This window comes from Streptomyces sp. NPDC099050 (assembly GCF_044759865.1).
In the GTDB taxonomy this organism is placed as follows: domain Bacteria; phylum Actinomycetota; class Actinomycetes; order Streptomycetales; family Streptomycetaceae; genus Streptomyces.
Window position 1 is genome coordinate 143,028 of the sequence record NZ_JBIWAE010000014.1, and the last position, 23,770, is coordinate 166,797.

General features: G+C 72.6%; 23 protein-coding genes, 1 tRNA gene and 4 pseudogenes. 11 read left to right on the forward strand and 17 right to left on the reverse strand.

Annotated elements, in window-relative coordinates; genetic code table 11:
* Positions 1–144 precede the first annotated feature (144 nt).
* The gene (locus ACIQV3_RS23740; protein WP_403714828.1) at positions 145–567 is read left to right on the forward strand and encodes a hypothetical protein; all 423 of its coding nucleotides are present in this window, start codon (positions 145–147) and stop codon (positions 565–567) included.
* On the opposite strand, the gene ACIQV3_RS23745 is transcribed toward ACIQV3_RS23740, so the two are convergent.
* Together ACIQV3_RS23745 and ACIQV3_RS23750 are read right to left on the reverse strand one after the other, a co-directional pair.
* Complete coding sequence (locus ACIQV3_RS23745) at positions 553–1,374, reverse strand: helix-turn-helix domain-containing protein (protein ID WP_403714830.1); 822 nt, start codon at positions 1,372–1,374, stop codon at positions 553–555. The two genes, ACIQV3_RS23740 and ACIQV3_RS23745, sit on opposite strands and share 15 nt — an antisense overlap.
* 23 nt (positions 1,375–1,397) lie before the next feature.
* Positions 1,398–3,212: an FAD-dependent oxidoreductase gene (locus ACIQV3_RS23750; RefSeq protein WP_403714832.1), complete on the reverse strand. Its 1,815-nt coding sequence runs from the start codon at positions 3,210–3,212 to the stop codon at positions 1,398–1,400.
* 255 nt (positions 3,213–3,467) lie between these two features.
* On the opposite strand from ACIQV3_RS23750, the gene ACIQV3_RS23755 reads away from it, so the two are divergent.
* Together ACIQV3_RS23755 and ACIQV3_RS23760 are read left to right on the forward strand one after the other, a co-directional pair.
* The gene (locus ACIQV3_RS23755) at positions 3,468–3,773 is read left to right on the forward strand and encodes a 4a-hydroxytetrahydrobiopterin dehydratase (RefSeq protein WP_327303364.1); all 306 of its coding nucleotides are present in this window, start codon (positions 3,468–3,470) and stop codon (positions 3,771–3,773) included.
* A 25-nt stretch (positions 3,774–3,798) separates the two neighbouring features.
* Positions 3,799–4,547, forward strand: a pseudogene (locus tag ACIQV3_RS23760) (class I SAM-dependent methyltransferase).
* 87 nt (positions 4,548–4,634) lie between these two features.
* Here ACIQV3_RS23760 and ACIQV3_RS23765 read toward each other — a convergent pair.
* The 7 genes from ACIQV3_RS23765 to ACIQV3_RS23795 all read right to left on the reverse strand — a co-directional run bounded on the left by ACIQV3_RS23765 (position 4,635) and on the right by ACIQV3_RS23795 (position 14,116).
* A complete protein-coding gene (locus ACIQV3_RS23765; protein WP_403714970.1) occupies positions 4,635–5,027 on the reverse strand; it encodes an RICIN domain-containing protein in 393 nt (130 codons plus the stop codon).
* A 118-nt stretch (positions 5,028–5,145) separates the two neighbouring features.
* Complete coding sequence (locus ACIQV3_RS23770; RefSeq protein ID WP_403714835.1) at positions 5,146–5,994, reverse strand: aldo/keto reductase; 849 nt, start codon at positions 5,992–5,994, stop codon at positions 5,146–5,148.
* Positions 5,995–6,173: 179 nt separating this feature from the next.
* Positions 6,174–6,947, reverse strand: coding sequence for an ABC transporter ATP-binding protein (locus ACIQV3_RS23775; RefSeq protein WP_403714837.1), 774 nt, complete (start codon positions 6,945–6,947; stop codon positions 6,174–6,176).
* Positions 6,944–9,904 (reverse strand): ATP-binding cassette domain-containing protein, encoded by a 2,961-nt coding sequence (locus ACIQV3_RS23780; RefSeq protein WP_403714839.1) that lies wholly within the window; start codon positions 9,902–9,904, stop codon positions 6,944–6,946. The genes ACIQV3_RS23775 and ACIQV3_RS23780 overlap by 4 nt, the downstream gene beginning before the upstream one ends.
* 16 nt (positions 9,905–9,920) lie before the next feature.
* Positions 9,921–11,186, reverse strand: a complete 1,266-nt coding sequence (locus tag ACIQV3_RS23785) for an ABC transporter substrate-binding protein (protein ID WP_403714841.1) — start codon at positions 11,184–11,186, stop codon at positions 9,921–9,923.
* Positions 11,187–11,331: 145 nt separating this feature from the next.
* Positions 11,332–13,155, reverse strand: a complete 1,824-nt coding sequence (locus tag ACIQV3_RS23790; protein ID WP_403714843.1) for an AMP-dependent synthetase/ligase — start codon at positions 13,153–13,155, stop codon at positions 11,332–11,334.
* A gap of 109 nt (positions 13,156–13,264) precedes the next feature.
* Positions 13,265–14,116, reverse strand: a complete 852-nt coding sequence (locus ACIQV3_RS23795; protein WP_403714845.1) for a LysR substrate-binding domain-containing protein — start codon at positions 14,114–14,116, stop codon at positions 13,265–13,267.
* A 135-nt stretch (positions 14,117–14,251) separates the two neighbouring features.
* Here ACIQV3_RS23795 and ACIQV3_RS23800 point away from each other — a divergent pair, with 135 nt between their 5' ends.
* The 3 genes from ACIQV3_RS23800 (at position 14,252) to ACIQV3_RS23810 (ending at position 16,175) form a co-directional block, all read left to right on the forward strand.
* A complete protein-coding gene (locus ACIQV3_RS23800) occupies positions 14,252–15,313 on the forward strand; it encodes a bile acid:sodium symporter family protein (RefSeq protein ID WP_403714972.1) in 1,062 nt (353 codons plus the stop codon).
* Positions 15,314–15,322: 9 nt separating this feature from the next.
* On the forward strand, positions 15,323–15,754 hold the full coding sequence (locus ACIQV3_RS23805) for a (2Fe-2S) ferredoxin domain-containing protein (protein WP_403714847.1): 432 nt from the start codon (positions 15,323–15,325) through the stop codon (positions 15,752–15,754).
* Positions 15,755–15,902: 148 nt separating this feature from the next.
* Entirely contained in the window at positions 15,903–16,175 is a 273-nt protein-coding gene (locus ACIQV3_RS23810; protein WP_403714849.1) for a hypothetical protein, read from the forward strand.
* Positions 16,176–16,310: 135 nt separating this feature from the next.
* On the opposite strand, the gene fdhD is transcribed toward ACIQV3_RS23810, so the two are convergent.
* Complete coding sequence (gene fdhD / locus ACIQV3_RS23815; RefSeq protein WP_403714851.1) at positions 16,311–17,144, reverse strand: formate dehydrogenase accessory sulfurtransferase FdhD; 834 nt, start codon at positions 17,142–17,144, stop codon at positions 16,311–16,313.
* 205 nt (positions 17,145–17,349) lie between these two features.
* Here fdhD and ACIQV3_RS23820 point away from each other — a divergent pair, with 205 nt between their 5' ends.
* The 4 genes and pseudogenes from ACIQV3_RS23820 to ACIQV3_RS23835 all read left to right on the forward strand — a co-directional run.
* On the forward strand, positions 17,350–18,291 hold the full coding sequence (locus tag ACIQV3_RS23820) for a beta-ketoacyl-ACP synthase III (RefSeq protein WP_403714853.1): 942 nt from the start codon (positions 17,350–17,352) through the stop codon (positions 18,289–18,291).
* 118 nt (positions 18,292–18,409) lie between these two features.
* Positions 18,410–18,631: a hypothetical protein gene (locus ACIQV3_RS23825; protein ID WP_403714855.1), complete on the forward strand. Its 222-nt coding sequence runs from the start codon at positions 18,410–18,412 to the stop codon at positions 18,629–18,631.
* A gap of 167 nt (positions 18,632–18,798) precedes the next feature.
* Positions 18,799–18,883: transfer RNA gene (locus ACIQV3_RS23830), tRNA-Leu, on the forward strand.
* 270 nt (positions 18,884–19,153) lie between these two features.
* A pseudogene (locus ACIQV3_RS23835) lies at positions 19,154–19,276 on the forward strand (transposase); the annotation flags it as partial.
* On the opposite strand, the gene ACIQV3_RS23840 reads toward ACIQV3_RS23835, so the two are convergent.
* The 4 genes and pseudogenes from ACIQV3_RS23840 to ACIQV3_RS23855 form a co-directional block, all read right to left on the reverse strand.
* Positions 19,231–19,629 (reverse strand): hypothetical protein, encoded by a 399-nt coding sequence (locus ACIQV3_RS23840; RefSeq protein ID WP_403714857.1) that lies wholly within the window; start codon positions 19,627–19,629, stop codon positions 19,231–19,233. The pseudogene ACIQV3_RS23835 and the gene ACIQV3_RS23840 sit on opposite strands and share 46 nt — an antisense overlap.
* Positions 19,630–19,752: 123 nt before the next feature.
* Positions 19,753–19,908, reverse strand: coding sequence for a DUF2191 domain-containing protein (locus ACIQV3_RS23845; protein WP_403714974.1), 156 nt, complete (start codon positions 19,906–19,908; stop codon positions 19,753–19,755).
* A 117-nt stretch (positions 19,909–20,025) separates the two neighbouring features.
* On the reverse strand, positions 20,026–21,672 hold the full coding sequence (locus ACIQV3_RS23850) for a penicillin-binding transpeptidase domain-containing protein (RefSeq protein ID WP_403714859.1): 1,647 nt from the start codon (positions 21,670–21,672) through the stop codon (positions 20,026–20,028).
* Between the two features lie 280 nt (positions 21,673–21,952).
* Positions 21,953–22,105 (reverse strand): annotated as a pseudogene (locus tag ACIQV3_RS23855) (pyridoxamine 5'-phosphate oxidase family protein); the annotation flags it as partial.
* Positions 22,106–22,368: 263 nt separating this feature from the next.
* Between ACIQV3_RS23855 and ACIQV3_RS23860 the strand changes: the two are divergent.
* The gene (locus ACIQV3_RS23860) at positions 22,369–22,746 is read left to right on the forward strand and encodes a DUF4440 domain-containing protein (RefSeq protein ID WP_403714976.1); all 378 of its coding nucleotides are present in this window, start codon (positions 22,369–22,371) and stop codon (positions 22,744–22,746) included.
* 52 nt (positions 22,747–22,798) lie between these two features.
* On the opposite strand, the gene ACIQV3_RS23865 is transcribed toward ACIQV3_RS23860, so the two are convergent.
* The 3 genes and pseudogenes from ACIQV3_RS23865 to ACIQV3_RS23875 all read right to left on the reverse strand — a co-directional run bounded on the left by ACIQV3_RS23865 (position 22,799) and on the right by ACIQV3_RS23875 (position 23,728).
* Positions 22,799–23,071, reverse strand: coding sequence for an agmatine deiminase family protein (locus tag ACIQV3_RS23865; protein ID WP_403714978.1), 273 nt, complete (start codon positions 23,069–23,071; stop codon positions 22,799–22,801).
* Positions 23,047–23,388, reverse strand: a pseudogene (locus ACIQV3_RS23870) (agmatine deiminase family protein); the annotation flags it as partial. The gene ACIQV3_RS23865 and the pseudogene ACIQV3_RS23870, both read right to left, overlap by 25 nt.
* Positions 23,363–23,728 carry a twin-arginine translocation signal domain-containing protein gene (locus ACIQV3_RS23875; RefSeq protein WP_403714861.1) on the reverse strand — a complete coding sequence of 122 codons (366 nt, stop codon included), beginning with the start codon at positions 23,726–23,728 and terminating at the stop codon, positions 23,363–23,365. The pseudogene ACIQV3_RS23870 and the gene ACIQV3_RS23875, both read right to left, overlap by 26 nt.
* Positions 23,729–23,770: the final 42 nt, after the last annotated feature.

Genomic DNA, 23,770 nt, shown 5'->3' on the forward strand with positions numbered 1-23,770 from the left:
CGCATTACCTCCGGGGTAATCGACCGGTGCGGGCCCCGGCGGCACAGTGGAGCCATCGGGTTCCGGGGCCGCGCACTCGGCTCCGGGGCCCGGACCGTCCGTACCCCAGCACCACAACCGACCCTCGACGGAGGCTGATCCGCCATGTCCGCAGCCCTGCTCACCGCCGTAGCCCGTACCGCCGCCCCCGGGGCCGCCCTACGCCGCTTCCTCGCCCTCGACTCCGTCGTCAGCACCGGCAACGGGCTCGCCTACCTCGCCTTCTCCGCGCCCCTCGGCCGGCTGCTCGGCATCGGGCAGGGGCTGCTGCTGGGACTCGGGGCGTTCATGGTGCTCTACGGGGCCGGCGTCGGCCTGCTGGCCTCGCGCCGGCAGCCCCCGGTCTTCCCCGTCAAGCTCGTCGTCGAAGGCAACTACGCCTGGGCCGCGCTCAGCCTCGTCGCCCTCTTCGTCTGGTTCGAGCCCACCGCCGCCGGGGCGGTGTGGACCGCGGCGCAGGCGCTCGTCGTCGCCTCCTTCGCCGTCTTCCAGCAGCTCGCGCTGCGCGCGGACTCAGGGCGCCAGTGACCGCAGGTACTTCACCGTCGCCGGGTCGGCCGGCAGGAGCGTCTCGATGGCCAGCTCGGCGACCGTCACGTCCATGGGGGTGTTGAAGGTGGAGATGGAGGACACGAAGGAGAGCAGGTGCCCGTCGTGCTCGATCCGCAGGGGGAGCGCGAGGTACGCGACGGCCTCGACCGGGCCGTCCCCGTACGGGCCGTCCCCGCCGGGTCCCCCCGCCGCGTCGGGCAGCGGATAGGCCGCCACCTCCTCGTACAGCGCGCGCAGCGGCGCCGACCGGGCCAGTGCGATCTGCCGCTCCATCTGGGCCAGCAGGTGTCCGCGCCACTCGCGCAGGTTGCGGATCCGGGGGGCGAGGCCCTCCGGGTGCAGGGTCAGCCGCATCACGTTGAGGGGACCGGCCAGCAGGTGCTCCGGCATGCCCTCCATCAGCATCAGGATGCCCCGGTTGGCGGCCACCACGTCGTACGCAGCGTCCACCACCAGCGCCGGATACGGCTCGTAGGCGGTCAGCAGCCGTTCCAGCCCCTCGCGCAGCACCTCCATCGAGGGATCGCCGAGCGGGGTGTGGGCGTACCGGGGTGCGTAACCCGCCGCCACCAGCAGGGCGTTGCGGTCCCGCACCGGAACTTCCAGGTGGTCCGCGAGCCGCAGCACCATATCCTCGCTCGGCCGGGACCGGCCCGTCTCCACGAAGCTGATGTGCCGGGAGGAGGAATCGGCGCGGCCCGCCAGCTCCAGCTGGCTGAGCCCGCGCCGTTCCCGCCAGGTGCGCAGCAGGGCGCCTACCGTCAAGGGCGCAGCAGTCGTCATACCGCGACGTTAGCCCAGCCCGCTCACCCCACGTCGAACACGTTCCGCAGGCCGAGACGGTAGCGCCACAGGTCGTGCCGCTTGGCGGACTCCACCTCAGGGGCCCGGTAGAGCCCGCGCACCGTGCACCGGGGGGCCGGTGAACCATCCCTGTCCAGCAGGGAGTTGACGGCGGCCCGGGCCGAGGCGTTGGCCCCCTCCATCGTGGCCAGGTCGATGTCGACGGACACGTAGTCCCCGCTGAGGAAGAAGTTCGGGATCCGGGTGCCGGCGCTCGGCCGGTTGTGGAAGGTCCCGGTCGGGTGGATCAGCAGCTCGTCCTGGTTGGTCGGACGGGGCGTGCCGAGCCCGTCCACCCCCGGGTCCAGGAACCACGAGTGCAGCTTTCCGTCCGACAGCAGGGTCTTCCCGGTGTCGTTGAGCGAGGCCTTGAGCTGGGCCCACACCTCGCGGGCGACCTCCTCGCGGGTGCACTGCTTGGCCGTCTTCCCGTAGAGGATCCCGGGCTTGTCCCACTCGGAGATGTCCACCGACAGGCAGTCCACGGCCGCGCCGTCCCCGTAGTCGGCGGGGAAGTCCCGCGACGGCCAGTGTTCGGCCTGCTGGATCGCCGTCAACGACCACGGAGAGTCGATGCAGTTGAGGTGACCGTGCACCAGGGGTGCGCGCTCGGTGAGGTAGAACTGGATGCCGGTCATCCAGTCCGTCCGCAGCAGGTCGCACCGGCCGAGCATCGGGTCGGCCGCGCGCAGCGCCGGGCTCCAGGTGCGCCGGGCGTGTTCGACCGGCAGGGCGCTGATGTAGTGGTCGGCGGTGACCGTCCGCGTGGTTCCGGCCGGGTCTTCGATGAGGACGCCGCTCACGCGGCCGTCCCCGTACCGGACTTCCCGTACCGTCCATCCGATCCTGAACTCCACGCCCAGCGTGCGCAGATGGGCCTCCCACGGGTCGATCCACGCCTCGTTGGTGGGCAGGTTCAGGATCCGGTCCGGCGGGCCGTCGGCGCCGCGGCCCAGCAGGTTGAAGACGAAGGCCTCGCCGAGCGTGCCGACGGTGCGGGTCGAGGCCTCCTCCGCCTTGGTGGCCACGATGTTGCGGGTGACGCCGATGGCGAGGATCCGCTGGTACTCGCTCGACATCCGGGCGGCCCGGGTGAACTCCCACCACGGGGTGCGCTCCCACTGCTCGTCGCGCCGCTGGTCGCAGCTGGTGAGGAAGACCAGGGCGCGGTCGACGAAGTACGCGGTCTCGTGGAGCGGAAGGCGGACCAGCGACTGGAGGATGCCGGTGAGGGCCCGGCGCAGCTCGTCGGGGGTCAGCTCGGCGGGGGAGTGGTCCGGCCAGGGGATGGGGGCGCGCAGGTCCTCGCGGCCGGCCGCCCGGGCGAACATCATCTCGCGCGGGGCGACCAGGTTGTCCCAGACCCCGTTGGCGTTGCCGGGGAAGGGGATGCGCCGCATCGTGTCCGGCAGGTTGTGATAGATCCCCGGGATGAAGCGGAAGCCGTGCTCGGCGGGGAGCGGGCGGCGGCCGCCCCGGGCGCTGCCGGGGACGTCCATGCTGCGGGCCTTGCCGCCGAGTGCCCGGCGCTCGTACACGGTGACGGCGTAGCCGCGTTCGGCCAGCTCGTGCGCGGCGGTGAGGCCGGCGACCCCGCCGCCGAGGACGGCCACGCGGCGTCCCTGCCCGGGAGCGGCGGTTCCCGCGGTTGCGGCCGCCGTCGCGGGCCCGGTGGCGGCCTCGGCCGTGGCCGGGAGGATCCCGGCGGCCGATAACGCGCCCGCGGTGGCGGCGGCCCCCGTGATGAAGGTGCGCCTGGAGTTTCCTGTGCGCGTCACGTCGATGCTCCCTCGATCGTCAGTTACCAGCGGTAACAGTCACGTCCGGCGCAGGAGCATAGGGGCGGCGCGATGGTCCCGGAAGGCGCGGAAGCACCCGCACGCACTATGGCGCGAAACCTTCCCTCCGGCCCGGGCTGTGCGAACCTTGACTCCACGTCAGGTCAATCGGGCAGTCGTGTACCGCACCCGGGTCATGTACGTCACCCGGGTCGTGCACGTCGCGCACATCGTGTACGGGGAAGGAGCCTGCGGATGTCGAGAGAGCCGCTTTCGCAGAAGGAGATCGAGGACCGGCTGCGGGAGCTCCCCGGCTGGGCCTTCGAGGACGACCGCATCATCCGCACCTACCGGCTGGGCAGCCACTTCGCGGCCAGCGCGCTGGTGAGCCATATCGCGAGCGTGCAGGACGAGTTGAACCACCACTCCGATCTCACCCTCGGCTACAACACCGTCCGCCTCGCCGTGAACACGCACGACGCGGGCGACTCCGTCACCGACGCCGACTTCGCCCTCGCCGAGCGCGTGGAATCCCTGGCTCCCGCCCACGGCGCCGCCTGATCCCGGAAGCACACACCTGATGCCCATGCCGCGACCGCTCCTCGACTACGACGCCGAAGCCGAGGCCTACGACGCCACCCGCGGCGGGGCCCCGCGCGCCGAGGCCGCCGCCGCGGCGGTCCTCGGCCTGCTCCCGCCGGACACCGGCACGCTGCTCGACCTCGGCTGCGGCACGGGCATCGTCACCACCCGCATCGCCGCCGCCCGCCCGGGGCTGCGCGTCTTCGGCGCGGACACCTCCTACGCGATGGCCGCCATGGCGCGGTCCCGGGGGATCCCGGTGGTTCTGGCCTCCGGGACCCGGCTCCCCCTCCGCGCGGGCTCGCTCGACGCGGTCAGCGCGGTCTGGCTGCTGCACCTGCTGCGCTCACCGGGCCTGGTGGCCGCCGTGATCGCGGAGGCCGGGCGGGTGCTGCGGCCCGGCGGGGTGTTCGTCACCACCGTCGACAAGGACGCCGCCCACGACGTGGGCAGCGACATCGACGCGGTGCTCGCCGAACACCTCGCCGTGACCCCCGCCGACTCCGCCGAGGCGGTCACCGGCCATGCCGCCGCGGTGGGCCTGCACCCGGCGAAGCCCTCTTCACCGGCCACGGCCAGGGCCGCACCCCGCGCGGGGCCGCGGAAGCGCTGCTCGCCGGGCGGTACGCCTCCCGGGTCCACCCGCGCGGGATCACCCCGCGCGAGCTCGCGGACCGGCTGGAACTCCTGCCGCGGCCGGACACCCCGCGCGCGGAGCCGACGTACCGGCTGCGCGGCTTCGTACGGGTGTGACGGGCGGGTCAGGGGCGGTCGGCCGGTGACCGCCGGCCGCCCCTGACCCCGCAGCCCCCCGCCGCCGCCCCCGCCGCCCGTCGTCCGTCAGGCGGGCTCCAGGCGCCACCACTGGGCCGGGGAGTCGGTGTCCTCGCACTGCCGGGCCCGGCCCTCCGCGTCCGCCTCCAGCGGCAGACCGCTGATGGCGGCGATCAGCGAGACCACGCCGGGGTCGTCGAGGTGCTCCTCCACGACCCACTCCTGCGCCCCGAAGGCGTTCGCCTTCCACACCTGGACCCGGGTGCCGCTCTCGGTCGAGGCGTTCGCGACGTCGAGCCGCTTGCCGTTGTGGACGCTGACCAGGTGGAAGATCCCGCCGCCGCTGTGCACCGGAGTGATCTCCCACTGCCGGGCCGCGGCCGGCTCGCCGTCCGGCCCGACCCAGACCCGGTTGCCGCTCTCGACCTGCAGCAGCAGCCCGCTCGCGGCATTGCGGATCCGGTAGACGCCGTCGGGCGCCTCGGCCGTGTCGCGCGCCGTCGCTTTCGCCGTCCCGTTAGCCGTCCCCTTCGGCGTCTCTTTGGCCGTCCCTCTCGTCGGCTCGCTCACCGGCGGCTCAGAAGTCGAACTCGGCCGGGTCGGGACCGATCCGCCGGCCCGCCCCGTCCGCGCCGATGGCGTCCAGCGCGGCGATGTCCGCGGCGTCCAGCTCGAAGCCGAAGACGTCCAGGTTCTCCCGGATCCGCGCCGGGGTCACGGACTTCGGGATCACCACGTTGCCCAGCCGCAGGTGCCAGCGCAGGACCACCTGCGCGGCCGAGCAGCCGTGCTTGGCGGCGATCGCGGTGACGGCGGGCAGGGTGAGCAGGTCCTTGCCCTGGCCGAGCGGGGACCAGGCCTCGGTGGCGATGCCCAGGCGCGCGTGCAGGGCGCGCAGCTCGGTCTGGGGGAGCAGCGGGTGGAGTTCGATCTGGTTCACCGCCGGAACCAGGGAGCTTTCGGCGCCGAGCCGTTCCAGGTCGGCGGGACGGAAGTTGGACACGCCGACGGCCTTGGCGCGGCCGCTCGCCGCGATCTCCTCGAAGGTCTTCCAGATGGTGAGGAAGTCGTCGCGCATCGGGCGCGGCCAGTGGATCAGGTACAGGTCGATCTCGTCGAGGCCCAGCTTGGCGAGCGAGGCGTCGAACTCGCGCAGGACGTTGTCCCGGCCCCAGGTCTCGGACTTCCCGTTCCACAGCTTGGTGGTGACGAACAGCTCCTCGCGCGGCACCCCGGCGGAGGCGATGGCCTTGCCGGTGCCCTCCTCGTTGCCGTAGATCGCGGCCGTGTCGATGCTGCGGTAGCCCGCCTCCAGCGCGGTCCGGACGGCCTGTTCCGCCTCGTCGTCCGGAACCTGCCAGACGCCGTAGCCGAGCTGGGGCATGAGCGTGCCGTTGTTGAGCTTGATGCCGGGGACCTGATTCACGTCGGTCGTTCCCTCTGGTCGTCGCTGGTGCGGTTGCTGACCGCCCGTACGGGCTGCCTGTACGGGCTGCCTGTACGGGCGCTGGCGCGCAGGCCCGTACGACCGGCGACAACCGGGCCCCGGCGTGGCCTATTCCCGCCGTACGGGTGAATTCGAACGGCGGAAACAGGCGCGTGGCGCTACGCCCCCAGGTACGCCTCGCGGACCAGCGCGTTGGCCCGTACCTCGGCGGCCGTGCCCTCGGCGAGCACGGTGCCCAGGTCCAGGACGACCACCCGGGTGCAGAGGTCCATCACGAAGGCCACGTTGTGCTCGACCAGCAGCACGGCGCAGCCCTCCTCCCCGGCGAGCCGTCGCACGACCGCCGCGAGCTGCTCGCGTTCGGGCGCCGACATGCCCGACGCGGGCTCGTCCAGGAGCAGCACCCGGGGCGGATCGGCCACGGCGCGGGCCAGCTCGACCATCCGGGCCCGCCCCACCGGCAGCCCGCCGGCGTACGAGTCCCCGAGCGCGCCGATGCCACAGTCGGCCAGCACCCGCGCGGCCCGCTCCCGCCGCTCCCGCTCCCGGCGGCGCCGGGTGGGGGAGGCGACCAGATCGGCGGGGAGGCCGCCGCCCCCGCCCCGCCACTCCTGCGCGACCAGGACGTTGTCGGCCACGCTGAGCTGCCCGAACAACTGCTGGCGCTGGAAGGTCCGGCGCATCCCGTGCCGGGCCCGCCAGACGGGGGAGCGCCGGGTGACGTCCACCCCGTCGAGCAGCATCCGGCCCCGGTCGGGCCGCCGGATCCCGGACAGCACGTCGAACAGGGTGGTCTTCCCGGCCCCGTTCGGCCCGATCAGCCCGCACACCTCGCCGGCCCGGATCCCGAGGTCCACGCCCGTCAGCGCCCTGACCCCGCCGAAGCGGACGCTGACGCCGCGGGCCTCCAGCACATAGGGGTCCTCTCTCATGTCGCCATCCCCAGGTAGGCCTCGGTCAGCCGGTCCGCCTCCACCTCGGAGCGCGGGCCGCACCAGGAGACCCGGCCCTGCGCGAGGTAGGCGACGGTGTCGGCGATCCCGAGGATCTCGGCCGCCTTCTCCTCCACGAGCAGCAGCGCGGTCCCGGCGGCGCGGAGCTCCATGAGCAGCCCGTACACCTCGTCCACCACGCGGGGGGCGAGCCCGAGGGAGGGTTCGTCCGCGATCAGCACCCCGGGCGGCCGCTGCAACAGCGGTGCGAGCGCCAGCATCTGCTGCTCCCCGCCGGACAACGACCCGGCGGGGACCGTACGCCGCTCGTGGAGCCGGGGGAACCGGTCGTAGACGGCGTCGCGTTCGGCCGCGTCCCTCAGGTAGAGGGCGAGGTTCTCCTCGATGCTGAGCGAGGGGAAGATCCCCCGGCCCTCGGGCGCGAGCACCACCCCGGCCCGGGACCGCCCCACCGCGCCGTCCCGCGTGGCGTCCCGCCCGCCCACGAGCACCGTCCCGCCGGCGACCGGCAGCGCTCCGGCCGCCACCCGGCAGGCGGTGCTCTTCCCGGCCCCGTTGGGCCCGAGCACGGCGAGGATCTCGCCCTTCCGGACGACGAGGCCGACCCCGTGCAGCACGAGCCCCCCGTCGTACCCGGCGGTGATGCCGCGCAGCTCCAGGGCGGGTGGCTCCGCCGGTGGCGCCGGGGCGGGCCCGGCCGCGCGTGCTTGCCCTGCGGGCGGCACTTCCGCCACCCCGCCCCTTCCCGAAACCGGGGCGCTGCCCCAGCCCCCGGCGGGATCAGCCCCTCCGGCGTTCGAGGAGCGGGGGTCCGGGGGCGGAGCACCCGAAGGGTCCGGGCGGAGCCCGGTTCCGGGAAGGGGCGGGGTGGGGGAAAGCCCCGCAGGGCCCACCCCGGCTCCGCCACCGACCCGGGCCGAGGGAACGGCTCCGGCTCCGGCCTTGCCAACGCCCGGGGCCTCGGGAACGGCTCCGGCCGAGGCGCCGCGGGGCCCGGCGGAGGCCGGGGCGACGGTCCCGCCCCGGGAACCCGCCCGCCGCCGCGCGAGCCGCACCGGCACCGCCGCGCAGTACCCGTCGGGATCGTTGGCCAAGGCCAACCCCGCCAGGCCGAACAGGATCACCGGCAGGTGCGCCGACTCCGTGACGTAGTCCGCCATCAGCCGCGGAGCGACGGCGAAGACCAGCCCCGCCACCACCGCGTACTGCGGCCTGCGCACGCCCGCCGCGACGACCACCGCCAGCCACACCAGCCCGGTCATGGCCGTGAAGTCCGTAGCGGTGATGCGGGTGTTGTACGAGGCGTACATCACGCCCCCGAACCCGGCCAGCCCCGCAGACAGCGTGAACAGCAGCAGCTTCGTGCGCAGCACGGACACCCCGGAGGCCATCGCGGCCGCGGGGGCCGACCGTACGGCGAGCATCGCCCGGCCCGAGGGGGAGCCCCGCAGCGCGCTCAGCCCGGCGGCGACCGCGGCGACCAGGAGGACCAGCGCCACCCCCAGCGCCCGGTCGTCGGAGAGGTCCACCGGTCCGATGACCGGACGCGGGATCGGCCACCCCGAGTCCCCGTTGCGCAGCCACCGCATCTGGAAGAGCACCTGGTCCGCCAGGAAGGCCAGGGCGAGGGTCGCCAGCGCCAGGGAGCGCCCGCCGAGCCGTAGCGCGGGCAGGGCGACCAGGGCTCCCAGGACGGCGGCCACGCACGTGCCGACCGCCAGCGCCGCGATGAAGGGCCACCCGCGGCTCATCAGCAGTCCGGCGACCAGCGCGGCCCCGGTCACGAAGGTGCCCTGGGCCAGGGACACCATCGCGCCGAGCCCGGTGACCACGGTGAAGGACATGAACACCAGGGCCAGCGCGAGCCCCTGGGCGAGGAGCCCGCTCCAGAAGGGGGTGGTCACGGTGTAGAAGGCCGTGGCCAGCAGGACCGCGCCCGCGGCCCACACCCCCCACCGACGCACCCACGGTGCCCCGGCCAGGTGGTCGGGCGAGGCCACGTCCACGGCGGCGGTTCCGGCGGCGCGGGCCCGCCGGGTGAGCACGAGCAGTCCCCCGAACAGGATCAGGAAGGGCACGGCCGTCCTGAAGCCGGTGATGGAGTCGGCGAAGGACGCGTAGCCGACGACCAGGTTCTGCAGGACGCCGAGTCCCAGTCCGCCGGCGAAGGCGAGCGGGACGGAGGCGAACCGCCCGATGACGGCCGCCGTGGCCGACACGAACAGGAACAGGGTGAAATCGTGCGCCGACAGCCCGAGCAGCGGAGTCGCCAGCACCCCCGCGAGCCCGGCCAGCCCCGAGGCGATCATCCACGCCACCGAGGACAGCCGGTCGGCGTCGATCCCGCGCAGCTCGGTGAGCGAGCGGTTGTCGACGGCGGCCCGCAGCCGCAGCCCCAGCCGGGTGTGCCGCATCAGCACCCACAGGGCGACCGCCACCAGAGCGGTGGCCACCCAGGTGATCAGCTGGTCGGAGTCGATGCCCACGTCGGCGGTGAGCTGCCATGCCTTCGCGGGGCTGGGCCCCACTCCCGGCAGCCCGAACTGGTTCTCCGCGGGCTTGAGCGGCGCGCCCGCCTTCGTGAGCAGTTCCACCGTCCACAGCCCGGCCGCCGGCAGGGCGACCAACAGTCCGATGGTGGCCACGATCTGCGCCGTCTCGCCTACTTGCGCGAGCCGCCTGAACATCAGCCGGTCCAGCGCCCATCCGAGCCCGGGCGCCAGCACGAGGACCACCAGCAGCGCCGCCGGGACGGCCGGCCAGCCGAGCCCGGAGTGCAGTTCGTAGAAGGTGAGCGCGCACAGGTAGGCGGTGGCCCCGTGCGCGAAGTTGAACAGCCCGGACGCCGAGTACGACAGCACCAGCCCGGTGGCGAGCAGTGCGTACAGGGCGCCGGACACCAGACCGCTCAAAACGAAGGCGAGCAGATCTCCCATTCCGTTTCCCGCACCCCTACTTGAAGGGGATGGGCTCGTAGCACTTGAACGGTACGGAAACCTCGTACGCGCCGTTCTTCAGCTGGACGAGCGCTCCGCAGCCGAAGCTGTCCTTCTGGCCCTTGGGCTCCGCGCGGTTGCCGACGAGGGTGTCGGTGTCGGAGAAGCCCTGCGCGGCGGCCTGGAAGGACTCGACGGTCAGGCCCTTGCCCGCCTTCTGCGCGATGGACACGAACAGATCGGCCGACATGTACCCGGTCAGCATGTGCATGTTGAGCGGCACCTCCAGTCCGCCCGACGCGGCCTTGATGTCGGCCTTGAACTGGGCCATCTTCGGGTTCGTCGACTCGAACGGCTCGAACTGCAGCAGGACGTGCACGCCGTCGAGGGCCTGCTTGGTGGCGTCCTGGGCGAGCAGACCCGGGTCGTAGTCGGTCGGGTCGGAGAGCAGGCCCTTGTACCCGCTGCGCTTGAGCGAGGTGAACAGCCCGATGTTGTTGGGGGTCTGCATGACGGAGACCACCGCGTCCGGAGCCTTGCCGTCGTTGCTCCCGAGGATCTCCTTGACGTACGCCGACCAGTCGCTCGGCACGGCGGTGCCGGGCACCGAGGCCTTGGCGTAGGCGACCTTGAAACCGGCGCTGGTGAAGCCCTGCTGGAAGGTGCGCACGCCGAACTTTCCGGCGTCGCTGTCGTTGGCGATGATCGCGACCGACTTGCCCGCGGCGCCGCCGAGGATCTGGCCGATGCCCTCGGGCCAGGTCTGGTTGATGGTGCCGCCGGGGGTGGGGACGAGGCAGCCGTTGAACCCGTAGATGTACTTGGGGCCGCAGAAGGAGGGGAGCGTGCCCCAGCCGAAGGTGGGCACCTTCTCCTGCTCCAGGAAATCAGCTCCGCTGAAGGTGACCGAGCTCATGGGGGAGACCGCGAAGACCTTGTCCTGCTGGACGAGTTTGCGGGCCGCGGCCAGGTTCTTGGCGGGGTCCTGCCCGTCGTCCTCGGCGCCGATGTAGTCGATCTTGCGGCCGTTGATCCCGCCCTCGGCGTTGGCTCTCAGGTAGCGGGCCTTCGCCCCGAGGTCGGTGGCCTTCTTGCTGTAGCCGCTGGCGCTGGTCATCGACACGATGCCGCCGACCTTGATCGAGTCGGCGCTCACCCCGCGGGAGTTGCCGCCGGCTGCTCCCGGCTTGTCGGTGGAGGCGCCGTTGGAGGCGGAGTTGCAGGCGGAGACGAGCGCGAGCGCCGCCGCCGCGGCGGCCAGGGTGCGGATCGGTCGCAACATGTGGTGGATCCCCTCCGGTCGGAATCCCCGCATTCTGTGCGCGACCTGACGCATCGTCAATATCAACGACAGGCAAAGTGACGACCCGTCAGGTAACGGTTGGGACCGTGGGCCTGATCGCGCCGGGCCGCGCCGGCGGCGCCCGTCAGGACGAGTAGAGGGCCGCCACCTCCTTGGCGTAGACCTCCTCTATGGCCCGCCGCTTCAGCTTCAGCGAGGGCGTCAGCAGCCCCCGTTCCTCGGTGAACTGCTCGCCCAGGATGCGGAACGTGCGGATCGACTCGGCCTGGGAGACCAGGGCGTTGGCCGCCACCACCGACCGGCGGACCTCCGCCGTCAGATCGGGGTCCAGCACCAAGTCCGCCTCCGGCAGCCGGGGGCGGCCGCGCATCGCCATCCAGTGCGCGACCCCCTCCATGTCCAGGGTCAGCAGGGCCGCGACGTACGGCCGGTCGTTGCCCACCAGGACGCACTGCGAGACGAGCGGATGCGAGCGGACCCGCTCCTCCAGGGCGGCCGGCGCGACGCTCTTGCCGTTGGAGGTCACCAGGATCTCCTTCTTGCGCCCGGTGATCGTGAGGTACCCGTCCGCGTCGAGGCGTCCCAGGTCCCCGGTCGCCAGCCAGCCGTCCCGCAGGACGGCCTCCGTGGCGTGCGGGTCGTTCAGGTACCCGGAGAAGACGTGGGCGCCCCGGAGCCAGATCTCCCCGTCGTGGGCGATGTGCACCGTGCCGCCGGGGATCGGCCGCCCGACGGTGCCGTACTTGACGGCCCCGGGAGGGTTCGCGGTCGCCGCCGCGCAGGACTCCGTCAGCCCGTAGCCCTCGAAGACCGTGACCCCGGCGCCCTCGAAGAACAGCCCCAGCCGGCGGGACATCGCTGAGCCGCCCGACATCGCGTACCGCACCCGGCCGCCCAGCGCCTCGCGGACCTTCCCGTACACCAGCTTCTCGAAGAGCCGGTGCTCCACGCGCAGCTTCGCCGAAGGCCCGGGCCCGGCGCCGAACGCCTTCTGCTCGCACGCCTCCGCGTACCGCACGGCCGTCTCCACCGCCCGTTCGAAGGGCCCCGTCCGGCCCTCGCTCTCGGCCTTGCGGCGGGCGGCGGCGAAGACCTTCTCGAAGACGTACGGCACCCCGAGCACGAACGTGGGCCGGAACGCGGCGAGGTCCGGCAGGAGTTCGGCCGCCGCCAGCACCGGCTGGTGCCCGAGCTTGACCCGGGCGCGGACGGCCGCCACCTCCACCATCCGCCCGAAGACGTGGGCGAGCGGCAGGAACAACAGGGTGGAGGGCTGCTCGCCGGGCCCGGCCCGGAAGACGGACTCCCAGCGGGTCACCATCGTGTCGGCCTCGAACATGAAATTGCCGTGGGTCAGCACACAGCCCTTGGGGCGTCCGGTGGTCCCGGAGGTGTAGATGACGGTGGCCGTCGCGTCGGGCGTCACGGCGCTCCGGTGGCGGTGCACGACGTCCTCGGCGACCTGGAGCCCGTCCCGGACGATCCCGTCCACGGCGCCGGCGTCCAGCTGCCACAGCCGGCGCAGCATCGGCAGCCGATCGATCACCGACCCGACGGTCATGGCCTGGTCCTCGCCCTCCACCACGCAGGCCGTGCACTCGGAGTCGTACAGGATCCAGTGCACCTGCTCGGCGGAGGACGAGGGATAGACGGGGACGGGCTGGGCGCCGATCGCCCACAGGGCGAAGTCGAAGAGCGTCCACTCGTACCGGGTACGGGACATGATCGCGACCCGGTCCCCGAAGCGGATGCCCTGCGCCAGCAGCCCCTTGGCGAGCCCGAGCACCTCGGAGGCCAGTTCGCCGGAGGTCACGTCCCCCCAGACCCCGTCCGACTTCCGGCCGAGCACGACCCGGCCGGGGTCCTCGTGGGCGTGCAGGAAAACGGCATCGGCCAGACCGCCGACGGGTGAGCCGGTGACGACCGGCGGGACGGTGATCTCGTGCAAGGCCCGCTCCTCTCCGTACGGCGCGGCGACGCTATCCCACACGCTTACCCGCCAGTGATCACGGAAGGAAGACCTCCACAAGACCTCCCCAGCGGTGGGTCGGCCCCCGCTACGCCGCCCGCGTCAGCCGGTCCGCGCCCGACAGGATCGCCGCGGCCAGGGCTTCCGCGGCGGCGGACCCCCGGGGGCCCCGTAGCAGCGCGAACTCCACCGTGCCCAGGTCCGGGAGGCCGCCCACCCGGACCAGGCCCGGCGGGATCAGTCCCCGGGTGTGGGCCATCACGCCCAGCCCCGCCCGCGCCGCCGCGATCAGGCCGCTCAGGCTGCCGCTCGTACAGGCGATCCGCCACGGCCGCCCGTCCGCCTGCAACACGTCCAGCGCCCGCGCCCGCGTGATGCCCGGCGGCGGGAAGACGATCAGCGGAACCGGCCGCTCCGGGTCCACCCGCAGCCCCTCCGCCCCGATCCACACCATCCGGTCCCGCCACACCAGTCGGCCCCGCTCGTCCCCGTCCCCGCGCCGTTTGGCGAGTACGAGGTCCAGCCGCCCCGCGTCCAGCCGTTCGTGCAGGGTCCCCGACAGCTCCACTGACAGCTCCAGCTCCACCTCGGGGTGCTCGTGCCGGAAGGCCTCCAGGATCTCCGGCAGCCGGGTCAGCACGAAGTCCTCGGAGGCGCCGAAGCGCAGCCGGCCCCGGATCCGCGTCCCGGCGAAGAAGGCGGCCGCGCGCTCGTGCGCCTCCAGGATCGAGCGGGCGAAGCCGAGCAGCGCCTCGCCGTCCTCCGTGAGTTCCACGCTGTGCGTGTCGCGCAGGAAGAGGGGCCGGCCGGTGGCCTCCTCCAGCCGCCGCACGTGCTGGCTGACCGTGGACTGGCGGACGCCGAGCCGGGCGGCGGCCTGCGTGAAGCTCAGGGTCTGGGCGACGGTGAGGAAGGTGCGCAGCTGAACGGGGTCGTACACACGACCCACCCTACTCCCGCTCATCATGCTCCGTGATGACAGTGAGAGCGGTGTACGGGTTTCCCGATCACCACCCGACGCCCGAAGATGAAAGGGCACCCGCCCTCCCGCCGACCTCAGCAAGTGAGCATCCGCATGCGCCGCCCGCACCTCCCCGCCCGGCTCCCCGTGGACCCGTTCATCATGGGTCTGCTCGCCACCGTCGGCCTCGCCGCCCTGTGGCCTGCCCGCGGCGCGGCCGCCTCCGTGGCCGAGGCCGCCTCCACCGCGGCGGTGGCCCTGCTCTTCTTCCTCTACGGCGCCCGGCTCTCCACCCGCGAGGCCCTCGACGGGATGCGCCACTGGCGGCTCCACCTCACCGTGCTCGCCTCCACCTTCCTCCTCTTCCCCCTCCTGGGCCTCGCCGCGCACGCCCTGGTCCCCACCGTCCTCACACCGCCCCTCTACAGCGGTCTGCTCTTCCTCTGCCTGGTCCCCTCCACCATCCAGTCCTCCATCGCCTTCACCTCGATCGCCCGCGGCAACGTCCCGGCCGCGATCTGCGCGGGTTCCTTCTCCAGCCTCATCGGCATCTTCCTGACCCCCGTCCTCGCCGCCGGCCTGCTCGGCAACGGCGCGGGCGGCTTCTCCCTCGACTCGCTGCTGAAGATCGTCCTCCAGCTGCTCCTGCCGTTCCTCCTCGGCCAGGCCCTGCGCCCCTGGGCCGGCGGCTTCCTCGTCCGCAACAAGAAGGTCCTCGGCTACGTCGACCGCGGCTCGATCCTGCTCGTCGTCTACACCGCCTTCAGCGCCGGCATGGTCGCGGGGATCTGGCACCAGGTCAGCCTCCCGCGCCTCGGCGGCCTGATGGCCGTGGAGGCGGTCATCCTCGCCGTGATGCTGCTGGTCACCTGGTACGGGGCCAAGCGGCTCGGATTCAGTCGCGAGGACCGGATCGCCATCCAGTTCGCGGGGTCGAAGAAGAGCCTGGCCGCCGGACTCCCCATGGCCAGCGTGCTGTTCGGAGCGCAAGCGAGCCTCGCCGTGCTGCCGCTGATGCTCTTCCACCAGATGCAGTTGATGGTCTGTGCGGTACTGGCCCGCCGCCGCGCGCGGGACCCGCTGGCCACACCGGGCGCAGAGCTGCCCGAACGCGCCGCCGGGCATGTGGCGGAGGTCTCGCACACCCCTCAACACCCGGTCCCGCAGGCCCGGTAACGTGCGGCGGTGACCTGGATACGCCCGCCCTCCGCCCACGCCCCGCGCCCCTGCACCCTGGTGGTCTGCCGAGGATGCTGCTGCGGCGACCCCAGCAAGAACCCCGGCACCGACCACGCGGGACAGCTGGCCCGGCTGCGCGAGGCGGCGGCGGCCTCCGACGGGCGCCTGGCCGTCCGTACGTCCGACTGCCTCGGCCCGTGCGCGCAGGCCAACGTCATCGTGGTCCAGCCCACCACGGAGGCCCGCGGCAGGGGCGCCCGCGCGGTGTGGTTCGGCTGGGCCCTGGACGACACCGCCACCGACGAGATCATCGCCTGGGCCCGAGCGGGCGGCCCCGGCGCCACCCCGCTCCCGGCGACCCTCGACCTCCACCGCATCGACCCCCCGGAACCGAAGCCGGCCGAGCCCGCTTCCCGCCGCGGCCGCCGCAAGCGGTGATCGGGGCGCCGTAAGGGCGGAGACGGTGCGGGGGCGGAAAGCGTTAGAGCGAGGAAACATCCGGTTCTTCTAGGTTCTGGGTGTCAGCCGAACCACCCCGAACAACCCCGAACAACCCCGAACCACCCCGAACCACGAGGAGCCCCCCATGAAGCTCAACAAGCGCATCGCCGCCGTCTCCGCCGCCGCCCTGCTCGCCACGCTCGCCCTCGGCGGAGCCGCCAACGCAGCGGACAACGGCGACGGCCCCGCCGCCCAGGACGGCTCCGCCCACAGCCGCACCACCGAGGCCCCGGCGGGCACCCCGCACGTGGCCGCGAAGAAGATCGAGCCCGCGTCGAAGGGCAACCCGTACAGCCAGACCGTCCAGGCCCCGGTGGGCACCGAGCACACCGGCGCGGGACACCTGGCCGGCAAGTAGCCCGAGCGGGGCGGGCGCGGGGCCGCACGACGGCCCCCACCGCCCCATCGGCGCCCACGCCGGGCGGACGCCTCCGCCCGGTCACCCGCCGGTCACCGGTCGGGTCACCCGCCCGGCCACCCGCCGGGCCGGGGGTCACGCCGTCAGGTCGATCCGCTCCTCGCCCGCGTAGATGTTCATGTCCCCGCCCCGCAGGAACCCGACCAGCGTCAGCCCCGACTCCAGCGCCAGGTCCACCGCGAGCGAGGACGGAGCGGATACGGCCGCCAGTACGGGAACGCCCGCCATCACGGCCTTCTGCGCCAGCTCGAAGGAGGCCCGCCCCGACACCAGCAGGACCGTGCCCGCCAGCGGCAGCCGCCCGGCCTGCAACGCCCGGCCGACGATCTTGTCCACCGCGTTGTGCCGGCCCACGTCCTCCCGTACGTCGATCAGCTCGCCCCCCGCCGAGAACAGCCCGGCGCCGTGCAGGGCGCCCGTACGGTCGAAGACCTTCTGCTCCGCGCGCAGCCGGTCCGGCAGCTCCCCGAGGAGCCGCGCGCCCACCCGTACGGGATCGTCCGCGAGCCCCGGGAACCGCGTCGCGGTGCGCACCGCGTCCAGGCTGGCCTTCCCGCACAGGCCGCAGGAGGAGGTGGTGTAGACGTTCCGCTCCAGCGTGATGTCGGGCACCGGAACTCCGGCGGCGAGCTGCACGTTCACCACGTTGTAGGTGTTCGATCCGTCCTCGGCGGCGCCCTCGCAGTAGGTCACGGCCCGGACGTCCGACGCCGAGGCGAGCACGCCCTCGCTGGCCAGGAAGCCCACGGCCAGCGCGAAATCGTCACCCGGGGTGCGCATCGTGATGGCCAGTGGTTTGCCGTTCAGCCGTATCTCCAGCGGCTCTTCGACCACCAGGGTGTCCGCCCGGGCCCCTGCGACACCGCCCCGGATCCGGAGGACGCGACGGCGTTCGGTGACCCGTCCCATGTGATCAGTCCACCCGTTCTGTTCTCGTCGTACGCCTGAAGCACCCATTCTCCCGGATCCGCCCCGGGCCCCTTCCCGGGCTGGAGCACCTTCGGGAAGCTCCAAATTCCGGGCACTGAATCCTGTCGGGTCACGCGCCCGTGTACCCATGAGTAGCAGGCAAAGCTGGTACATCCTGACTGCCTTACAAGGGGGGACCCCGCCCATGACCGGTTCACGCGTGGTGGCGCTAGGGCACTACCAGCCCTCGAAGGTGCTCACCAATGAGGACCTCGCCACCATGGTGGACACCAACGACGAGTGGATCCGGTCCCGCGTCGGGATCAAGACCCGGCACATGGCCGGACCCGAGGAGCCGGTCGACGAGCTGGCCTACCAGGCCGCGGGCAAGGCGCTCGCGAGCGCCGGTCTGACCCCGGACGACATCGACCTCGTCCTCGTCGCCACCTCCACCGCGATCGACCGTTCCCCCAACATGGCCGCCCGCGTCGCGGCCAAGCTCGGGATGGGATCCAGCCCCGCCGTGATGGACATCAACGTCGTCTGCTCGGGCTTCACCCACGCCTTGGCCACCGCCGACCACGCGATCCGGGCCGGCGCCGCCACCCGGGCGCTGGTCATCGGGGCGGACAAGATGACCGCGATCACCGACTGGACCGACCGCACCACCTGCGTCCTGACCGGTGACGGCGCCGGCGCGGCCGTGGTCGAGGCCTGCGAGGAGCCCGGTATCGGCCCGGTCCTGTGGGGCTCCGTGCCGTCGATGGGCAACGCGGTCCGCATCGAGGGCTCGCCGCCGGTCTTCGCGCAGGAGGGCCAGTCCGTCTACCGCTGGACCACCAGCCGGCTCCCCCCGCTCGCCCGCAAGGTCTGCGAGAAGGCCGGGATCACCCCGGAGGACCTGGCCGCCGTCGTCCTCCACCAGGCGAACCTGCGGATCATCGAGCCGCTCGCCGCGAAGATCGGCGCCGTCAACGCCGTCGTCGCCCGCGATGTCGTCGACTCCGGCAACACCTCGGCCGCCTCCATCCCGATGGCCCTGTCCAAGCTGGTCGAGCGCGGCGAGATCCCCTCCGGGGCGCCCGTCCTCCTCTTCGGCTTCGGCGGCAACCTCTCCTACGCCGGCCAGGTCATCCGCTGCCCGTAACACCCGGGCCGGAGCTCGCGGCGCTGCCGATGCCCGTACCGGCGCCGCTACCGGTGCCCGTACCGGGTTCGGCCGCGGGTTCCGTCCCGCCCGCGTCCACCCCGCCGGGGAGGCGGCGATGCCCAGCAGCATCGGGATGAAGCAGGCGCGGTGCACCCCGGCTCCCGCGTCCGGGGCCAAGGAGATCCAGCTCCGGGCGGACTGGTTCCCGAAGGGCGCCCGGGGCAAGGCCGCCCTGCGCTGGGCCACGTACTTCGGCTACGCGGAGGGGGAGACCCTCTACGCCTGGCAGCACCAGGAGGACTTGGTCGCGGGAGAGCGCGTCAACCGGGAGTCCTAGCATGGCGAGACGCCACGTCTCGCACGATCCGCGCGCCGGGCCTCGGACATGCCCGCAGGTCAGCGCGGCGCGTCGGACCCGACCCGGAGGAAATACCTGGTCGGAACCCCGTCGAACCTTTGCTATTGTTGTCCATGTCGCCGCGGGAAACCGGGGCCGACCACCTAGTCCGGGTGGCGGAATGGCAGACGCGCTAGCTTGAGGTGCTAGTGCCCTTTATCGGGCGTGGGGGTTCAAGTCCCCCCTCGGACACAGAGGTCAACCGACCAAATAGGGCCGGTCAAAGCAACGGAATGTCGCTTTGACCGGCCCTATTGTTGTGCGTGAACGTGATCTGGCCCCCTGTGAGTCGCAGGGGGCCAGATCTATTTTTCCTGGTCAGGCGGGAAGCCGGGCGTCGCGTCCAAGGCTGCGGCGCTTGATGGGGCACGCGACCGTGGGGTGGGTGCCTGCGGCGGGGCAGAGCATCCGGCGTGCGCCGCGGTGATCGGGGGCGGCTTTGTCGTTGGGTGATGTGGGTCGCTGACTGACGCCCAGCGGGCCCGCATCGAGCCCTTGCTTCCGGACCGGACGCCTCGGCGTGGAGGTCGGTGGCAGGATCACCGGCAGGTGATCGACGCGATTGCGTTCAAGTACCGCACCGGGACGCCGTGGATCGCACCGGCATGGCCGCCGAACCCCTGGTCCGCAGGCCCGCAAGAGGACGACCGCTCGCACGTGGCGGGCCCGGTGGGCGAGGCGCTGTCGTACGAGGCGATGCGGTCGCCGGCGAACCGGATGCGGCACCACCGGGGCCAGCGGCAGGCCGAGCAGGCGCAGCGCCCCGAGGGGGACCCGCAGAAGCCGTTCACCGAGGCGTGCCTGTACGGGCTGAGGGCGCGGCCGCGCGAGGGCGTCGGCTCGCTGGACAGCTGTCTGCCGCCGCAGGTGGCCGCGACCGGCTCGCCGTCCACCGCGAACACCGGGGACTTGACGATCTCGGAGACCTCGCAGCCCACCGCCGCGGCCGCCTCCGACGGCGGTACGCGTGGAGTCCGGGAACCGGACCACCCGCACGTCCGCCAGCCCCGGCGCCCCCAGTGCCTCCGCGAACCGCGTCCCCACGGGCCGCCCGCCGGCGCTCAGCCCTGCGGCTCCGGCGGGGGCGCGTCCGCCGCGTGCGGGCTGTGCGCGGCCGAGTCGGCCCGCGCCTCGGTGCGATGGCCGCGGGCGATGTAGTCGCGGACGACCGCCTCGGCAGCGTCCTGGGGAGACCCGATGCCGGCGAGGAGCATCATCTCCACGGGTGGACGTACGGGTACGAGACCGGCCACGGCGTTGACAGCCTCCGCCGCCGTATCGTGCGCCTCGGCCCGTCCGGCCGTCTCCGCGCTGCCGGACGGACCGTCTCCGCCCTACCGTGCGTTCAGCACGGCCGCGACGACGTCGCCCGCCGGCCCGCTGCCGTAGCCGCCGGACTGGACGACCGAGCCGGCGGCCAGGTCGTCCGCGTAGCCGGTGAACCAGCTGTTGGAGTCGCTCTGCCCGTCGACCTCGGCCGACCCGGTCTTGGCTCCCTTGTCGCCGCTGACCGCGGACATCGCCTTGGCGGCGGTGCCGTCGGTCGCGGCGGCGCCCATCACGCTGCGCAGGGTGGCGGCCATGTTCCCGGGCAGCGGCTGGGCGGTGGTCAGCTTGCCCTTGATCATCTCCCTGGGCACGATCACCGGCTGGCGGAACGCGCCGTTTTTCACGGTCGCCGAGAGGGAGGCGACGCTGAGGGCGTTCATGGTGACCTTGCCCTGGCCGATGTAGGAGGCGGCCGTCTCGGGGCCCTTCGAGACCGGGATGCCGGCGTCGGTGGAGACGATCCCGATGGACCACACCCCGCCCAGGCCGAAGTACTTGCGGGCCGTCTGGCTCAGGGCGGTGTCCTCCACGCCCTTGGCGTTCAGCGGGCCCAGCGCCTTCATGAAGAAGGTGTTGCAGGAGCGGCGGAAGCTGTCCCGGAAGGTGCCGTTCGCGATGGAGAAGTTCTTGTTGTTGTGGAAGGTCGTGCCCGACCAGGTCACCTCCTTCGGACACTCGACCGGGGAGCTCGGTCCGCCGACCAGGCCGTGCTCCAGCATCATCGCCGCGGTCACGACCTTCATCGTGGAGCCGGGGGCCTGCGCCCCCTCCATCGCCACGTTGAACCCGCCGGCCGGGCTGTTGGCGACCGCGCTGATCTCGCCGGTGCTGGGCCGGACGGCGACCACCGAGGCCCGGTCGTACTTCTTCACCGCCAGCTCGGCGGCGGCCTGTACGTCGGCGTCCAGCGTCGTCTGGACCTTCTTCGTCTTTCCCTTGACGAGGGTGAGCAGCGTCTGGTGCGGCGCGTCGGCGTCGGCCGGCTCGATCCAGGTCTCGACGCCGGGTTCGACTGCGGCCCCGTCCGCGTACCGGGTACGCAGGGTGTCCAGCACGGGGGCCAGCGACGGGTACTTCTCGGCGGTCAGTTCCCGGCCCTCGCGGTCCACCGCCTGGATCGAGCCCCTCTTCGCCTCACCGGTCCGCAGGGTCGCGCCCTCGATCAGCTTCGGGTGCAGCACCGCCGGCCGCCAGTCCACCAGCGCCCGCCCACTGCTCTTGCCCCGCACCACGGTCAGCTCCGAGGCGTACGCCAGCTCCTTCTCGTGCCCCTCAAAACTGATGGTCGCCTTCACCGTGTACGACACCGTGGCGCCGCTCGCCGCGCCCGGCGTGACCACGGCGTTCCCCACATGCCCGGTCTCCCGGAAGCCGCGCAGCGCCTCCGCGGCCGCCGCCGGGTCGTCGGTCAGCGTCCCCGCCGCGTCCGCGTCCCCGCGGGCCCACGCCGCCAGGAAGTCCCGCGATGTCCGCTCGACCTCCTCGGCCGTAACCTCCCCGGACCCGGACGCGTTCAGCGGCGCGGCGTCCGCGCGACCGAGGCCCGCACCGTCCGAGTCCCCGCCCAGCATTTCGTAGCCCGCGAACCCCACCCCGCCCGCCACCAGGACGAACACGCCGCCGACCAAGGCGGTCTTCACTCCGCTGTGCATGGTGCAGCCCCTCCCCAAGAGCCCCGTACGGACGACCCCGCGTACGAACGGTGTTGCCTTGAACATGTTCAAGGCATAGATACGTAGGCACTCTACGGGGCCGTATGTCACCCCTGAACCGCCAGAACCGATCGTTACCCGACCGGAACGCACACCGATTCGCGCCTTACACGGACTCAAGCCGCGAAGCGACGGTGGCCCCGCCGGGGGTCAGGCGGTGGTGGGGTTCGCGGGTCGGGCCAGGCGGGTGAGGTATTCGGGGAGGTCCACGCCGGGGGTGAGGCAGGACCACGGGCAGGCCGTCGCGGACGAAGCCCAGGTGGCACACGAAGGCCTCGTCGAGGATCGAGTGGACCAGGTTCCGGTCGTAGGACGCCCACTGCCGCATCCGGCCGGGAACGGTCCGCTCGGTCGGTGCGTACGAGCCCGTGGGGGCGGCGGGGCGGCGGGGCGGCGGGGCGGTTGGGGGTGCTGCTCACGGAACCTCCGTATGTGGGATGTTTCGTCTCTTCTCGTCAGTAGAGCGCATGGCAGGGTGGGTGGTGCCGTGTTCAGACACCCCGAGCCCGCGCCCTCCACGGACTCCGGGCCGCCGGCCATTGCCCGGGCGCCGGGAGTGGGTGAAGATCGGGACGCCGGAATCTTCTGCCTCAGGAGGGGTGCGTGTCCGAAGTCAAGGCCGAACTCGACCAGCTGATGCGGCTGTTCCTCGGAGCCTTCACCAACGCCGACGGCGGGCGGCCGGATCTGGGCGCCGTCCGCGAGGTGTTCATCCCCCAGGGGATGATCATCAAGAACGTCGGGGCCGAGCCCGTGATCTACGACCTCGACGGGTTCATCGAGCCGCGGGAGAAGATCCTCACCGACGGAACGCTGACGGAGTTCCGCGAGTGGGAGGTCGCCGAGCGGACCGAGATCTTCGGGTCGATCGCGCACCGGTTCAGCGAGTACCGCAAGTCCGGATTCCTCGACGGAGCGTGGTTCGAGGGCGCCGGCCACAAGACCACGCAGTACGTCCGGACCCCCGACGGCTGGCGGATGAGCGCGATGGCCTGGGACGACGTCGCCCCGTAGGACGAACCGGCCCCCCGCGGACGGCGGGGGGCCGGACGTGTGGAGGGAGCGGTTACGCGGCCGGCTGCTGCTGGGTCACGCAGTGGATGCCGCCGCCGCCCGCGCCGAGGCTGTCGGTGTTGAGCTGTTCGATGGTCCGGCCCGGGAAGGCCCACTTGAGGGTGAGCTCGGCCGCGGCGTCCGCGGTGGCGTGACCGAACTGCGAGGAGATGACGGCCCCGTTGCACACGTAGAAGTTGACGTGGCGTCGGCGTGGTCGTCGGTGATGTCCCGGCCGAGGACGCCCTTGAACCAGATGACCTTGGAGGCGCCGTAGGCGGCGCACATGGCCGCCTCCAGCTGGGCCTGGGTCTTGTGGGGATTGCGGTCCGGGTTGATGAGGGAGCTGCAGGTGGCCATGAGGGTGCCGGCGCCGTCCGCCTCCACCGCGCCGCCCTCACCGATGAACGCCGCCGTGCTGAACGGCACCCCGGTGTAGGCGGCGACCCGGCCGGCGACCAGGGAGTCCCTGGCGTGGGTCTGCTGGTTGCCCCAGCCGTTGAAGTTCAGGCCGACGGTGTCCAGACCACCCGCCCCGTTGGTACGGAACACCGGACCGCTGTCGCGCATCCAGCAGTCATCCACCGGGATCGAGCCGATCACCGTGACGGCCGAGCCGCAGGCGCTCTTCGCCTTCGAGACGCTCGCCGAAGTTGGCGCACATGACGACCGGCTCGTACTTCGCGATGAGCGCTATGTTCGCCTGGACCCCGGCGAGTTGGCGGCCCCAGATGGCGGAGCTGTCGGGCCACGCCATCCAGGTCCGGGTGTGGCGCACGGTGTCGATCGGTACGGAGTAGCCCGCGGCGGCGCCGGCCGCCGAGGGGCGGAAGGTCGCGAGGGCCTGCCCGCCGACCGCTGCCAGCGCGGCGCCGGCCGCGGTGGCGCCCGCCGCCGTCAGGAACCCTCGTCTGTCCAGTCTCCGTGCGACGTGCTCGTTCATCTCTGAGCTCCGTTTCGTCATGCCTGGATGTGTGATGAACCG

Excerpts from the sequence above, each read along its gene's own strand:
- ACIQV3_RS23825 (WP_403714855.1), top strand. The coding sequence starts at position 18,410 with ATGCCCAGCAGCATCGGGATGAAGCAGGCGCGGTGCACCCCGGCTCCC.
- fdhD (WP_403714851.1), bottom strand. The coding sequence starts at position 17,144 with ATGGGACGGGTCACCGAACGCCGTCGCGTCCTCCGGATCCGGGGCGGT.
- ACIQV3_RS23780 (WP_403714839.1), bottom strand. The coding sequence starts at position 9,904 with ATGGGAGATCTGCTCGCCTTCGTTTTGAGCGGTCTGGTGTCCGGCGCC.
- ACIQV3_RS23755 (WP_327303364.1), top strand. The coding sequence starts at position 3,468 with ATGTCGAGAGAGCCGCTTTCGCAGAAGGAGATCGAGGACCGGCTGCGG.
- ACIQV3_RS23810 (WP_403714849.1), top strand. The coding sequence starts at position 15,903 with ATGAAGCTCAACAAGCGCATCGCCGCCGTCTCCGCCGCCGCCCTGCTC.
- ACIQV3_RS23740 (WP_403714828.1), top strand. The coding sequence starts at position 145 with ATGTCCGCAGCCCTGCTCACCGCCGTAGCCCGTACCGCCGCCCCCGGG.
- ACIQV3_RS23745 (WP_403714830.1), bottom strand. The coding sequence starts at position 1,374 with ATGACGACTGCTGCGCCCTTGACGGTAGGCGCCCTGCTGCGCACCTGG.
- ACIQV3_RS23850 (WP_403714859.1), bottom strand. The coding sequence starts at position 21,672 with ATGCACAGCGGAGTGAAGACCGCCTTGGTCGGCGGCGTGTTCGTCCTG.
- ACIQV3_RS23820 (WP_403714853.1), top strand. The coding sequence starts at position 17,350 with ATGACCGGTTCACGCGTGGTGGCGCTAGGGCACTACCAGCCCTCGAAG.
- ACIQV3_RS23800 (WP_403714972.1), top strand. The coding sequence starts at position 14,252 with ATGCGCCGCCCGCACCTCCCCGCCCGGCTCCCCGTGGACCCGTTCATC.
- ACIQV3_RS23775 (WP_403714837.1), bottom strand. The coding sequence starts at position 6,947 with ATGAGAGAGGACCCCTATGTGCTGGAGGCCCGCGGCGTCAGCGTCCGC.
- ACIQV3_RS23785 (WP_403714841.1), bottom strand. The coding sequence starts at position 11,186 with ATGTTGCGACCGATCCGCACCCTGGCCGCCGCGGCGGCGGCGCTCGCG.
- ACIQV3_RS23860 (WP_403714976.1), top strand. The coding sequence starts at position 22,369 with ATGCGGCTGTTCCTCGGAGCCTTCACCAACGCCGACGGCGGGCGGCCG.
- ACIQV3_RS23845 (WP_403714974.1), bottom strand. The coding sequence starts at position 19,908 with ATGATGCTCCTCGCCGGCATCGGGTCTCCCCAGGACGCTGCCGAGGCG.
- ACIQV3_RS23875 (WP_403714861.1), bottom strand. The coding sequence starts at position 23,728 with ATGAACGAGCACGTCGCACGGAGACTGGACAGACGAGGGTTCCTGACG.